This is a genomic window from Arthrobacter sp. ov118, assembly GCF_900116495.1.
In the GTDB taxonomy this organism is placed as follows: domain Bacteria; phylum Actinomycetota; class Actinomycetes; order Actinomycetales; family Micrococcaceae; genus Arthrobacter.
Genome location: NZ_FPAY01000007.1, coordinates 16,363 through 29,167 on the forward strand (window position 1 = coordinate 16,363; position 12,805 = coordinate 29,167).

The following is a 12,805-nucleotide window of genomic DNA, read 5'->3' on the forward strand; positions in this document are numbered from 1 at the left end:
AAGTCCCATACTTGTAATACAAGTGAACCCTGTGTCAGCGAAAGAGGATCCCACGGGTCGCATGGCCCGCGTGGTCATGTCTGGTGGTGGTGGTTTTGCCGGGGTTTTTGGCGAGGGTCGATGTGGGGTGGTGGCGTGAACCATGGAATGCCGGCTTTGACGTGGATTTTCCATTGCTCTTTGTGGACGAGGTGATGGTGATGAGTGCAGAGAAGGACGCCGTTATCCGTGCTGGTGGTTCCGCCATGTGACCAGTAGGTGATGTGGTGGGCTTCGCACCAGGGTGCGGGGATGGTGCAGTTGGGGAAGGCGCAGCCTTGGTCGCGGGCGGTGAGGGCTTTGCGGATGTGGGGCGGGAAGATGCGGGTGGTGCGGCCGATGTCGAGGATGCGGCCTTCGCTGCCGAGCAGGACGGGGATGATCTCGGCGTCGCAGGCGATTTTGCGGATGGTGGAGGCAGTGATGGGTCCGGTGTAGGTGAAGGTTCCAGTGCCCACCCCCGTGCCTGGTTGGGGGTTGCCGGGGATGGCTGGCCATCTACTGGACGGGGAGGTGTGGGTGGCGTATCGGGGCCCTTGGGCGGCGGTGGTCTCGAGGCGGTTCAGGAGGTCCTGATAGTTGATGGTGACCATGACCTGGGGGCGGAGTCCGCCGGTGGCGGGCAGGGTGCCTGTGGCGAGGGCTGCCTTGCAGCCGCCGACGAGGCCGTCGAGGAGTTGCTGGGCTCGGGTGCGGCGGTCCAGCTCCGGCGGGGCGTCGTTGAAAACCGGGTCCGGTCTGGCGGTACGGCCGACGTTGCTGTTGTCGCAGGTGGCGGTGCCGCCGTCGTTACTGCCGTCGCCGCCGGAGTTGGCGGTGACGCGGGGGTTGGTGGCGGTGTTCATGACGGTGAGCAGGTGTTCATATTGGTCAGTGGTGGCGAAAATTTCGACGTGGTGGAGTCCGCGGCGGGGGCGTCGGAGGAAGGCGCCTTGGCGGTGGCGGAGCTCTTCTTCGTTGGGTTCGGTGCCGTCCTGGTCGATGGCGTCGACCCAGCGGTGGGCAATGCGGGCGAGGAAGTCGTGGTCAGTCTCGATCGCGGTGCGCACGAGGATGGCTTCCATGTGCTGGACCGTGTTCGTGTCCGCAATCGGGCGGACCTTGTCCAGGGCGGTGGTAATGATGGCGCCGGCGCGCGAGGCGATCGTCCCTGCGGCCAGGGCCAAGCCGGTCGCCTGGCATGGTGGGGTGGACAGACCGGCGATGCCGGTGCGGGGAAGGGCTGCGGCGGCGAGGGCGAGGCGGCTGCGGGCTTCCCCGACGCTGATCTGCAGCCTGACGCGAAGGAACTCGGCGGTGTTCCGGCACCCGTCATCCGCCGGAGACCAAACGGCCGTTGTACGCGGGGCGGCAGCTCCATTCGTGCTAGCCGTTTCGCCGGCTAACGCCGCGCTGGCTTGCGCCGGACCGCTGCTCGGCGGCGTAGGTAGGGCGGGTTCCGTGCCCCAGCCCGTGGTCCAGCCAGTGGTACCGCTGGGGGGTCCGGCAGCGTTGATCCCTTCGGCCCGGGTCCTGTCCACCGCCGCGGCAGCGAGTAGCTGATAGTACTCGACTCGGTGGGCCAGCTCCTCGGCCAATCCCGCAAAGTCGGCCGCTTCATCGAAGTCCGATCGTGCCAGCTCCTCGATCACGCCCTCGGCTTCGGCGTCCAGCAGGGCCAGACACCGGCTTAGTGCGTCGGTAGCTTCGCCACTGCGGGCCGTTTTGTCCAGGGGGCCACGCCCTTGGACAACCCTGAAACCGGAAGCGTCAGTCTGCGCTGCAGTGTCCTCCAATGCACTGTCCTCCAACGCAGTGTCCTCCAACGCACTGTCCTCCAATACAGTGTCCGCGTCCTGTTGCCCATTGGCTTCCATGGGACAACTTTGTCAGAGGGGTCCGACAGTTTTAGGGGTGACCGAGGACACGCGATAAGAACGAGGTGTCGCAGATCGAGTCCCTAGCCGGCGGCCCAAGCAATTACCAGGAGCGCCCCGCTGCACAGGACCGTGGTGCAGAGGATGACGTCCCTAGCCACGGTCATTCCCCGGCCGTAGGGGGAGGCGAAGAGGAAGACGTTCTGCGCGGTGGGGAGGGCCGCCATGATCACGATGGCGAGCAGGTGCTGGCCCTCCAGCCCGAAAACAAAGCGGCCCAGCAGCCACACGACGGCGGGCATGCCGGCGATCTTGAGGAAAGTGGCCACCAGTGTCTCGGTGCGGCCGTCGTCTTTCTGCAGGGGCGCCCTGCCGGCAAGGGACAGGCCGAAGGCGAGAAGCACCATGGGTACAGCGCCGCCAGCCAGCATGTCAATGGGTTTTTGCAGCAGATCCGGTTCCTGCCAGCCTGTCAGCGCCACGACCGCGCCGAGGCCGGAGGCGATGATCATGGGGTTGGACAGTGGTTGGAGCAGCATCCTGTTCCACGAGATCCGGGCGCCGGAGACGAGGCCCAGAATGGTGAGGTAGGTAGGGGCCAAAACCAGCAGTTGCACAAGCAGGACCGGTGCCACGTGCTGGGCGGTGCCCACCGCGTAGAGCGACACAGGAATGCCGATGTTGTTGGCGTTGGCGTAGCTACTGGCCATCGCGCCCACAGCGGTTTCCGCTGCGGGCCGACGGAAGAACAGGAAGCTCAGCAGCCAATACAGAAGCCCCACTGCCGCTGCTGAAAGCAGCGCCAGCGGGGCATCTGTTCCGAGTGCCGCCCGGATGTCCGAGCCGGCCACCACGGTGTAAAGAAGAGCGGGATTGGTGATGTAGAAGGCAGTACGGGTCAGTGCACCCTGGACCTCAGGTCCCAGAATGCCGAACCTGGCAGCGAGGTAACCGACGGCGATGACTGCGGCAACGATGAGTATTCCTGAGATAACGCCGCCCACAAATATCGCCTTTCGATACAACAAACGCCTCCGGCGGGCCGAAGGTGGTCTCCGCACGGCCGTCTCCTGTTGCGTGGGGAGTGCCGGCCGTGCGGAAGGGTGGGGATCCTTTAGTGGACTAGCGGACCGGGTCTTTAGCGGACCGGATCTTTAGCGGACCAGGCAGGGCCGCTTGGGATCAAAGGTCCAGCCGTCGATGTAGTACTGCATCCCGACGCTGTCGTCCCGGGCGTCCAAGCCGTGCTCGAGGTACAGCCGGTGCGCCTTGTCCAGAGCCTCCCGGTCCAGTTCGATGCCGAGGCCGGGCGCGTCCGGAACTTCGATGGCCCCCTCCCGGATTTGCAGTGGCTGTTTGGTCAGGCCCTGGCCGTCCTGCCAGATCCAGTGGGTGTCCAGCGCCGTGATCTCGCCGGGTGCCGCAGCGCCCGTGTGAGTGAACATGGCCAAGGAGATGTCGAAGTGGTTGTTCGAGTGCGAACCCCACGTCAGGCCGAATTCGTTGCAAAGCTGGGCTACCCGGACGGAGCCGTGCATGGTCCAGAAGTGCGGATCGGCCAGGGGAATGTCGACGGCGTTGCTGCGGATTGCGTGGGACATTTCGCGCCAGTCCGTGGCAATCATGTTCGTCGCGGTTTTCAGTCCGGTGGCCCGGCGGAATTCCGCCATGACCTCCCGTCCTGAGAAACGCCCTTCGGCACCGCAGGGGTCCTCGGCGTAGGCCACCACGCCTTGCATCCTCTTGCCGAGCCGGATCGCCTCCTCCAGCAGCCAGCCGCCGTTCGGGTCCAGCGTGACGCGGGCCTCCGGGAAGCGCTTGGCCAGTGCCGTGACCACGTCCACCTCGTCGTCGCCGGACAGCACGCCGCCCTTGAGCTTGAAGTCGCTGAAGCCGTAGCGCTCCTGGGCCGCTTCGGCCAGGGCAACGACTGTCTCGGGCGTCATGGCCTCCTGGCGGCGAAGCTGCTCCCACCGGTCCTTCGGCGCGTCCTCCACGAGGTAGGGCAGGTCCGTCCGGCCGGGGTCGCCGATGAAGAAGAGGTAGCCAAGCATCGGCACGGAGCTGCGCTGCTGGCCGTCGCCGAGCAGCTCGGCGACGGGGACGCCGAGGAACTGTCCGTGCAGGTCCAGCAGCGCTGATTCGACGGCGGTGACGGCGTGCACCGTGGTGCGGAGGTCGAACGTCTGCAGGCCGCGGCCGCCGGCGTCGCGGTCGGCGAACTCCGCCGCGACCTGGCGCAGCAGGGACCGGTAGCGTGCCACCGGCTGGCCGGCGATCAGCCGGCCGGCCTCCTCGATGGTGGTCCGAATCTTTTCCCCACCGGGTACTTCGCCGAGCCCGGTCCGGCCGTCCGAGTCGGTGACGATGACGACGTTGCGGGTGAAGAACGGTCCGTGGGCGCCGCTGAGGTTCATCAGCATGCTGTCGTGACCGGCGACCGGGACAACTTCGACCCGGGCGATGGTGGGTTGCGTGCTCACGCGTTGACCTCTGCTTTCTGGGCTGCTTCCGCGCTCTCGCTCACGCCGTCGATCCGGCGGAACAGGCGCCACGGGTTAGTGTCCTGCAGCGGGGCCGGAAGCAGCTCCTGGGGCAGGTTCTGGTACGCCACTGGACGGAGGAACCTGTTGATGGCCAGGGTTCCGACCGACGTGGTGCGGGTGTCGGAGGTGGCCGGGAAAGGACCGCCGTGGACCATGGCGTGGCCAACTTCGACGCCGGTGGGCCAGCCGTTCACGATGATACGCCCGACCTTCTGTTCCAGCGCGGGGATCAGCCGTGCCGCCGTCGGGTAGTCCTCTTCGGCGAGCTGCAGGGAAGCGGTGAGCTGCCCCTCGAGCCGGTTGGTGGCCTCGATGAGTTCCTCGGCGGAGGAGTAGCGGATCACCAGGCTGGCTGCGCCGAAGATCTCCGCGTGCAGCACCTCGTTGGTGATGAAGTCGCGGATTTCCGTGCCGTAAATGGCCGGTGCCGGGGCGTTCTCGGTGGGGCCGGGGGTTCCGGTCCCGACGACGGTCACGTTCTCGGCAGCGCCGAGCGCCTCCGTTCCGGAGTTCCAGGAACCGGCAATGCCCGCGGTCAGCATCGTCTGCCCAGCGCAGGCGGAAACAGCGCGGCCGACGGCGGCAGCCAGTTTGTCGCCCGGCGCGCCGGCCGGGGCGAACAGCAGGCCGGGGGAGGTGCAGAGCTGGCCGGAGCTGCCGGTGACGGCGGTGACGTACTGCCGTGCCAGTGCGTCAATTTCGCCGGCGTCGCCCTTGAGGGCGCCGGGGAAGACGAAGACCGGGTTGAGGGAGGACATCTCCGCGTACACGGGGATGGGCTCCGGCCGTGCGGCGGCGGTGCGCATCAGGGCGATCCCGGCGCTCTGGGAGCCGGTGAAGCCCACGGCCTTGATGGCCGGGTCAGCCACGAGCGCCTGGCCGATGCTGCTGCCCGGGCCGTAAATGAGCGAGAAAACGCCCGGGTGAAGACCGGAGTCCGCAACGGCCTTGGCGATCGCCTGGCCCACCAGTTCGCTGGTGCCGGGGTGGGCGTTGTGGGCCTTGAAGACCACCGGGCAGCCTGCGGCGAGGGCCGAGGCGGTGTCCCCGCCCGCCGTCGAGAAGGCCAGCGGGAAGTTGCTGGCGCCGAAGACGGCGACGGGACCCAGCGGGATCTGGCGCTGACGGATGTCTGCGCGCGGCAGGGGCGTGCGGTCCGGCAGTGCCGGGTCGATGCGGACGCCCCGGAAGTCGCCCTGGCGGACCACGTTGGCAAAGAGCCGCAGCTGGCCGATGGTGCGGGCCCGTTCGCCTTGCAGGCGCGCGGCCGGCAGGCCGGTCTCCTGCCCGGCGCGGACGATCAGTTCGTCGCCGATGGCTTCGATGTTGTCTGCAATCGTGTCCAGGAACGCGGCGTGGGTTTCGGGGTCAAGCGCGCTGAAGGACTTGAAGGCCTCGGCGGCCGCGGCAGTGGCGGCCTTCAGCTGCTCCTCGGTGAGCAGGGTGTAGGCAGGCTCGAGCTGTTCGTTGGTGGCGGGGTTGAAGGCGAAGGTGGTCTTGCCTTCGCCGGCGACGGTCCGTCCGGCGATTAGGGAGTGTCCGGTAAGGGTCACGATTGTTCCTCCTGGTGGTACGGGTGGGAGCTGGCGGGCGGGCCGGCAGTTAGGAGACGGTCCAGCTAGGAGACCTTGGCGATGAGTGCCTTGAGGTCGGCCAGGTCCTTTTCCGCCATGTTCTGCAGCGGGGGACGGACGCCGCCGGCGGAACGGCCGATCGCGTCGAGGCCGCCCTTGACGATGGAGACGGCGTAGCCCTTCACGCGGTCGCGGATGTCCAGGTACGGGATCACGAACTCGTTGAGCTTCTTGTTGACGGCCACGCGGTCGTTGTTGCGGACGTCCTGGTAGAAGTCGAGGGCAAACTGCGGAACGAAGTTGTACATCGCGCTGGAGTAGGTGCTCATGCCCAGCTGCAGGAGCGGCAGCGCGAAGGTCTCGGCCGTGGGCAGGCCGCCCAGGTAGAACAGGCGGTCGCCGAGCTTGGCGTACACGCGGGCATCGTGTTCGAGATCGCCCACGCCGTCCTTGAAGCCAATGAGGTTCTCGTGGCGCTCGGCCAGCGTGGCAACCGTGGTGTCCTTGTAGATGGCGTTGGCACGGTTGTAGATGATCACGCCAAGCGACGTGGCGCTGCAGACAGCGCTGACGTGGTCGATCAGGCCGCCCTGGTCCGCTTCCGTCAGGTACGGCGGCAGCAGCAGGATGCCCTCGGCGCCGGCGGCCTCCGCGGCCTGGGCGTTTTCGATGGCCTGGGCGGTCGAGCCGCCGGCGGAGGCGAGGACCGGCACTGTTGTGCCGACTTCCTCGACGGCGGCCAGGACAACCCGCGCCGACTCGGAGGGCGTCAGTGAGAAGCCCTCGCCCGTGCCGCCTGCGGCAAAGAGCCCTGCGACCGGGAAGCTGGCCTGCCAGGCGAGGTGCTTGCGGTAGTTCTCTTCGTCAAACTGCAGGTCTGCATCGAATGACGTGACGGGAAAGGAGAGCAGGCCGTCTTTGAGGGTGTCGGCCAGCTCCTGGGGTGTGTACTTTGCCACGGTGGGTTCCTCCGGATGGGCGCCGAAATCGGCGTAGGTGGTGTGCTTCCGTCCCAGACTAGGAGCGGCCACTCATGCCTGTCCAAGTGCTTTTTTGTATGTTTTGATACCGTTCGTGCATTGCTGGCGCCCGTGCCACCTTCTTGCGCGGCCCGCGTACTTATGCCCGCGCGAAGTCCAGTTCCCGCAGCAGCCTGCCAAGCGCCGGGTTCTCCACCTTGCGGCTCCAGATGGCGTGCAGTTCCACTGGCTCTCCGCGGTCGCCTCCGAGCTGTAGGTATTCGACGCCGTCGATGCCCAGGGCGGTGGCGGAGCGGGGAACGAACGCGACGCCGCGCCGTGCTGCGACGAGCGAAACCATGGTCAGGATCTGGCTCACCGTATGGACCACGTTGCCGTGCTGGACCGGCAGGGTGCGGACCACAAGGTCGTAGAAGTAGCGCGCCTGCAATGGCGAATGCATGATCAGGGGCTCGTCTCTGAGGTCCTCGTTCTCGACGTCGCGCCCGAGCCTGGTCAACGGATGGCCGGCCGGAACAGCTACCACCATCGCCTCCCGGTAGAGCAGGCGTGAATCGAAGATCTCGCCGTCGAAAGGCGGCCTCGCCAGCCCGAGGTCGAGTTCGCCGGTCAGCAGGGCCTGGATCTGCTCGCCGGTGACCAGCTCCTGAAGGTCGATGTCGACGTCGGGCAGCGCGGCGGAGATTTCCTCCAGAAGCGGGCCCAGAATGCTGAAGCCGCTGGCGGCAGTGAAGCCGATCCGGAGCACGCCGGACCGGCCCGAGGCGATGCGGCGGGCGGTGGCCGGGGCACGCTCCGCCAGCGCCAGCAGGCGCCGCGCCTCTTCCAGGAAGGCTTGCCCGGCGTGGGTCAGTTGGACCCTGCGGTTGTCGCGTTCAAGCAGTTCCGCGCCGACGCTTTTCTCCAGTTTCTGGATCTGACGGCTCAGTGGCGGCTGGGTCATGTTGAGCCGTTCCGCGGCGCGGCCGAAGTGCAGTTCCTCGGCGACGGCGATGAAGCCAGCCAGCTGATCAAAGGTAAACATGATGCCTTCCGGGTATCACTTGATGCATATTTGGGCTTAGACATGCATCATAACCCGTTCCTACACTCGATTCAGCGAGCCGCAAGTGAGCCGGTTCACATCCTTCCGGGGTTTCCGCCCCGCAGTGTCAACGAGGAGTTCCAATGATGCAGTTCCCCACCCGCCGCGCCGTTCTCGGAGCGGCATCGGCCGTTACCCTGCTGGCCCTCACGGCCTGCGGCAACGTCGCCGCCGGCAGCACCAGTTCGGCGAATTACCCTAGCGGCCCCGTGAGCCTGACCGTCGGCCAGGCGCCGGGCGGCAGCACCGACTTGATTGCCCGGGCCATCTCTGAAGGCTCGGCCAAGACGCTTGGGGCACCCGTCCCGGTGGTCAACAAGCCCGGCGCCAACGGGTCCCTCGCCACGAAAGAAGTGGCGGGCAAGCCGGCCGACGGCCAGAACCTGCTGCTGATCAATGCCTCCCTGATCACCATCACGCCGCTGGCTGTGGCCAAGGACGAGGCGGTCAACATCGATGACTTCGACGTCATCGCAGGCCTGTCGCAGGACGACTACGTCCTGGTCGCCAGCCAGGGCTCCGGGTTCAAGTCCATCAAGGACCTGACCGGGGCGGGCCGCAACATCACCTTCGGCACCACCGGCGTCGGCACCGGCAGCCAGCTGGCCCAGAAGGTGTTGTTCAAGCAGGCCAACGTGCAGGGCACCGACGTTCCGTTCGACAGTGGTAAGCCCGCCCTCACCGCCGTCCTCGGCAACCAGGTGGAAGTCACCACCATCCAGCTCGGGGAAGCCATGCCCCAGATCCAGGCCGGCAAGATCGCACCGCTGCTCGTGTTCTCCGAACAGCGGAACTCGTTCCTCCCGGACGTCCCCACGGCCAAAGAGTCCGGCTTCGACGTCCCCGTCGCGCAGTACCGCGCCGTCGCCGCGCCCAAGGGAACGCCCAAGGAGGTGAAGGACAAGCTGCTCGCCGCCTTCCAGGAGACTTTCAAGTCCGACGCCTACAAGGAGTTCAACAAGAAGAACATGCTGACCCCGAAGGAAATTTCGGGCGAAGAAGTTGTGACCCAGTGGAAGGACTACGCCGCCAAGTACAAGTCCCTCGTGGAGAAGTACAGCATCAGCCTCAGCGGGACGAAGTGATTCGAGTGCAGGAAACAAACCGAACGTCCGGCGGAGAGGACGGCATCCACTCCCGTCGCTCCGCCGGGCAGTCGGCCCCCGCACGCGACACCGAGGTACTGCCGGACAGCGCCGACGTGCTGGCCGGCCCCGAAGATGATCTGACCCCCGAACAACTGGCCGCCCAGTGGGAAGAGGAAAAGCCGCCGGCCGCCGGTCCGCTCGCCAACGCTGCCTCGTCACTGGTGGTGCTGGGCATCGGCGTCGGGTCGCTGGTCCTGTCCGTGGCCATGGGCCTGGGCACCCCGGAAGCGCCGCAGCCCGGGCTGTGGCCGTTCCTGGTCAGTTGCGTGATGGTGGCTCTGGCGCTGTTCCAGCTGGTGGCAGGCAGGCACAACCGGGATGCGGAAAAATTCACCCGCATGTCCATGGCCCCGGTGACCGGACTGGTCACGCTGGCTGCCATGGTGTCCCTCATGCCCGTCATCGGCTTTGAACTGCCCGCGCTCGTAATGTGCATCGTCTGGATGCGCTTCCTCGGTGGCGAAACCTGGCGTTCAACGCTACTGGTGAGCGCCGTCGTCGTCGTGTCCTTCTACGGCATCTTCGTGCTGGCGCTCAATACTTCCATTCCCCACCTCTTCTAGGAGACCACCGTGGATTTCCTGAATCCCGTGCTCAACGGATTCGTAGTCGTCCTGGAGCCCATGAACCTCCTGTACTGCCTGATCGGCGTCGTTATCGGCATGCTGATCGGTGTGCTGCCGGGTCTCGGACCCGCGGCCACGATCGCCATCCTGCTGCCATTGACCTACAACGTCGAACCCGTGACCGCGATCATCATGCTTGCGGGCATCTTCTACGGGGCGCAGTACGGCGGCACCATCACCTCCGTGCTGCTCCGGTTGCCGGGCGAAGCATCCTCCGTGGTCACCGTCTTTGACGGCTACCAGATGGCCAAGCAGGGCAAAGCAGGAACCGCCCTGGGCCTGGCCTCCATTGGCTCGTTCATCGGCGGCACCGCGTCCATTGTCGGCCTGACCTTCCTGGCTCCCATCGTGGCCAGCTTCGCCCTGGACTTCGGCCCCGCCGAATACTCGGCACTCGCGCTGCTGGGCATCCTCCTGGTGGCCACCATCAGCAATGGCGCCAAGACCAAGGCACTGATCGCGGCCGCTTTCGGGCTGCTGCTGGCCACCGTGGGCCGGGACATCTTTACAGGCGAAAGCCGGTTCACCTTCGGCAGCCTCGAACTGGCAGACGGAATCGACTTCGTCCCGATCGCCATGGGCATCTTCGGCCTGGGCGAGATCCTCTACAACCTGGAGGAACGGCACCGGGCGGCCAAGGCGCCGTCGACCGTCACGAACGTATGGCCCTCTCGCAAAGATCTGTCCCAGGCGTCCGGGGCGATCGGCCGCGGCTCGGTCCTGGGGTTCTTCCTCGGGATCCTGCCCGGTGGTGGCGCCACGATCGCCTCGATGGCCTCCTACGCGATGGAGAAGAAGCGGGCCAAGCAGCCAGAGCGCTTCGGCAAGGGCGCCCCCGAGGGTGTGGCCGGACCGGAAACCGCCAACAACGCCGCCGCCACCTCTTCCTTCATCCCGCTGCTGACCTTGGGAATCCCCGCCAATGCCACCATGGCGCTGATGTTCGGGGCCCTGCTGATCCAGGGTGTCACGCCGGGCCCGCAGCTGGTGGAGCAGGACCCAGGGCTCTTCTGGGGCGTCGTGAACTCCATGTACATCGGCAACATCCTGCTGCTGATCATGAGCCTGCCGCTCGTCGGGGTGTTCGTGAAGATCCTCCGGGTCAGGGCGGCGATCCTGGCCCCGGTCACGGCCCTGATCACGCTGTTGGGCGCCTACACCATCAACAACAGCATGTTCGACGTCACCTTGGTGGTGGTGTTCGGCATCGTGGGTTACCTCATGAAGAAGTTCGGCTTCGAACCCGGTCCGCTGGTTCTGGCCTTCGTCCTGGGCTCCCTCCTGGAGAGCTCCCTGCGCCGCTCACTGCTGGTCTTCGGCGGCGACCCGACAGGATTCTTCAGCCGGCCGATTTCGGCCACGCTCCTGGCTGTCTTCGTCCTGGTCGCGGTGCTCCCGGGCCTCCGGAGCCTGCTGGCCAAACGCAGGGCCGCGACCGCGGACCCCGCCACAACGAAAATTAAGGAAACGGTATGAGCATCGTGGTCGGATTCGTCCCCACCCCAGCGGGGGAGGCTGCCCTGACGGCAGGCATCGCCGAGGCGCGGCTGCGGCAACAGGACCTGCTGATCGTCAATTCGGCCCGAGAAGGGGCTCTGGTTGATAAGTCCGTGGCCAGCAGCGCCGTCCTGGACGACGCTGCCAGCAGGGCAAGGACGGCAGGGGTCAAGGCAGAGGTCATCCAGCCTCCCTACCAGTACGACCTCGCCGATGAATTCCTCGACATCGCCCGGGAAGCTGGGGCTTCCCTCATCGTCATCGGCCTGCGGCACCGCAGCCAGGTTGGCAAATTCATCCTCGGCAGCCACGCCCAGCGGATCCTCATGCAGGCCGACCGCCCCGTCCTTGCCGTGAAAGCCGACGGGCCAGGCTTCGCCTGAGCCTCCAGTGGCCGCCGACCCGAAACGGTCGGCGGCTTCTGCGTTCCCTCCCGCCGGTAGCCGCTGCCGCCGCGTATGGTGTTGCTCACCAACAACCGGAAGGACTCTTCGTGGCTCTGCGGTGCGCAGTGATTGACGACTACCAGGAGGCAGCGCGCCATTTTGGCGACTGGAACCAACTCGCGGGCAAGGTCGAGCTGACGGTGTTTACCGACCATCTGGATGAGGAGGAAGCTGTGGCCGAACGCCTGGCCCCCTTCGACGTCGTCGTGATCATGCGTGAAAGGACGCCCTTTCCTGCCGCTTTGCTGCAACGCCTGCCCCAGCTGAAACTGCTCATCACCAGTGGGATGAGAAATGCTGCCATCGACCTGCACGCGGCGCGGGAACAGAGCATCACAGTCTGCGGCACGGCCAGCAATTCACAACCGCCGGCAGAACTGACATGGGCGCTGATCCTGGGCCTGGCCCGTCACATACTTCCCGAAACCGCTGCCTTGCAGGGGAGAGGCCCGTGGCAGCACACCGTAGGCGGGGATCTGTATGGATCCACCCTTGGCCTGATCGGACTGGGAAAGATTGGCACTCAGGTTGCCCGCATCGGGGCCGCTTTTGGCATGGACGTGGTGGCTTGGAGCGAGAACCTCACCGCCGAGCGGACCGACGCCGCGGGTGTCCGCCTGGCACCGTCGAAGCACGCGCTACTCACCGAGGCTGACATCGTCTCCGTCCACCTTGTGCTGGGTCCCCGGAGCCGCGGTTTGATCGGCGCCCCGGAATTGGCGCTGATGAAAGAGACTGCGCTACTGATCAATACCTCACGGGCCGGCATCGTTGACCAAACAGCCCTTCTGACTGCCCTGTCCGAACACCAGATCGGGGGTGCCGGACTGGACGTCTTCGAGGAGGAGCCGCTGCCGCACGACTCACCGTTCCGGGACCTGCCAAATGTGCTGGCGACTCCACACCTGGGATACGTCACCGAACGCAACTACAGCGGCTACTTTCAAGAAGCGATAGAAAACATCGAGGCCTTTCTGAACGTGCGCCCCATCCGCGTTCTTTGATCCTG

11 protein-coding genes are annotated in these 12,805 nt (G+C 66.1%); 5 read left to right on the top strand and 6 right to left on the bottom strand.

Annotated elements, in window-relative coordinates:
- Positions 1–74: 74 nt before the first annotated feature.
- The 6 genes from BM372_RS13460 to BM372_RS13485 form a co-directional block, all read right to left on the bottom strand.
- Entirely contained in the window at positions 75–1,895 is a 1,821-nt protein-coding gene (locus BM372_RS13460) for an HNH endonuclease signature motif containing protein (protein WP_090955968.1), read from the bottom strand.
- An 83-nt stretch (positions 1,896–1,978) separates the two neighbouring features.
- Complete coding sequence (locus BM372_RS13465; RefSeq protein WP_090955969.1) at positions 1,979–2,899, bottom strand: AEC family transporter; 921 nt, start codon at positions 2,897–2,899, stop codon at positions 1,979–1,981.
- 150 nt (positions 2,900–3,049) lie between these two features.
- Positions 3,050–4,378, bottom strand: coding sequence for an enolase C-terminal domain-like protein (locus BM372_RS13470; RefSeq protein ID WP_090955970.1), 1,329 nt, complete (start codon positions 4,376–4,378; stop codon positions 3,050–3,052).
- The gene (locus BM372_RS13475; RefSeq protein ID WP_090955971.1) at positions 4,375–5,994 is read right to left on the bottom strand and encodes an aldehyde dehydrogenase (NADP(+)); all 1,620 of its coding nucleotides are present in this window, start codon (positions 5,992–5,994) and stop codon (positions 4,375–4,377) included. Before BM372_RS13475 ends, BM372_RS13470 begins: the two co-directional genes overlap by 4 nt.
- Positions 5,995–6,059: 65 nt before the next feature.
- On the bottom strand, positions 6,060–6,974 hold the full coding sequence (gene kdgD, locus BM372_RS13480; RefSeq protein ID WP_090956151.1) for a 5-dehydro-4-deoxyglucarate dehydratase: 915 nt from the start codon (positions 6,972–6,974) through the stop codon (positions 6,060–6,062).
- 160 nt (positions 6,975–7,134) lie between these two features.
- The gene (locus BM372_RS13485) at positions 7,135–8,019 is read right to left on the bottom strand and encodes a LysR family transcriptional regulator (RefSeq protein WP_090955972.1); all 885 of its coding nucleotides are present in this window, start codon (positions 8,017–8,019) and stop codon (positions 7,135–7,137) included.
- A gap of 143 nt (positions 8,020–8,162) precedes the next feature.
- Between BM372_RS13485 and BM372_RS13490 the strand changes: the two genes are divergently transcribed.
- From BM372_RS13490 to BM372_RS13510, 5 genes are all read left to right on the top strand, one after another.
- Positions 8,163–9,164, top strand: a complete 1,002-nt coding sequence (locus BM372_RS13490) for a Bug family tripartite tricarboxylate transporter substrate binding protein (RefSeq protein WP_090955973.1) — start codon at positions 8,163–8,165, stop codon at positions 9,162–9,164.
- Between the two features lie 98 nt (positions 9,165–9,262).
- Positions 9,263–9,790 (top strand): tripartite tricarboxylate transporter TctB family protein, encoded by a 528-nt coding sequence (locus BM372_RS13495; RefSeq protein ID WP_256214273.1) that lies wholly within the window; start codon positions 9,263–9,265, stop codon positions 9,788–9,790.
- Positions 9,791–9,799: 9 nt separating this feature from the next.
- Positions 9,800–11,329 (top strand): tripartite tricarboxylate transporter permease, encoded by a 1,530-nt coding sequence (locus BM372_RS13500; RefSeq protein ID WP_090955974.1) that lies wholly within the window; start codon positions 9,800–9,802, stop codon positions 11,327–11,329.
- Positions 11,326–11,733: a universal stress protein gene (locus BM372_RS13505; RefSeq protein ID WP_090955975.1), complete on the top strand. Its 408-nt coding sequence runs from the start codon at positions 11,326–11,328 to the stop codon at positions 11,731–11,733. The genes BM372_RS13500 and BM372_RS13505 overlap by 4 nt, the downstream gene beginning before the upstream one ends.
- A gap of 110 nt (positions 11,734–11,843) precedes the next feature.
- A complete protein-coding gene (locus BM372_RS13510) occupies positions 11,844–12,800 on the top strand; it encodes a D-2-hydroxyacid dehydrogenase family protein (RefSeq protein WP_090955976.1) in 957 nt (318 codons plus the stop codon).
- Positions 12,801–12,805: the final 5 nt, after the last annotated feature.

What these genes read in the sequence shown, in the direction of transcription:
- BM372_RS13460 (WP_090955968.1), bottom strand. Translation starts at nt 1,895, where the DNA reads ATGGAAGCCAATGGGCAACAGGACGCGGACACTGTATTGGAGGACAGT.
- BM372_RS13485 (WP_090955972.1), bottom strand. Translation starts at nt 8,019, where the DNA reads ATGTTTACCTTTGATCAGCTGGCTGGCTTCATCGCCGTCGCCGAGGAA.
- BM372_RS13505 (WP_090955975.1), top strand. Translation starts at nt 11,326, where the DNA reads ATGAGCATCGTGGTCGGATTCGTCCCCACCCCAGCGGGGGAGGCTGCC.
- BM372_RS13490 (WP_090955973.1), top strand. Translation starts at nt 8,163, where the DNA reads ATGATGCAGTTCCCCACCCGCCGCGCCGTTCTCGGAGCGGCATCGGCC.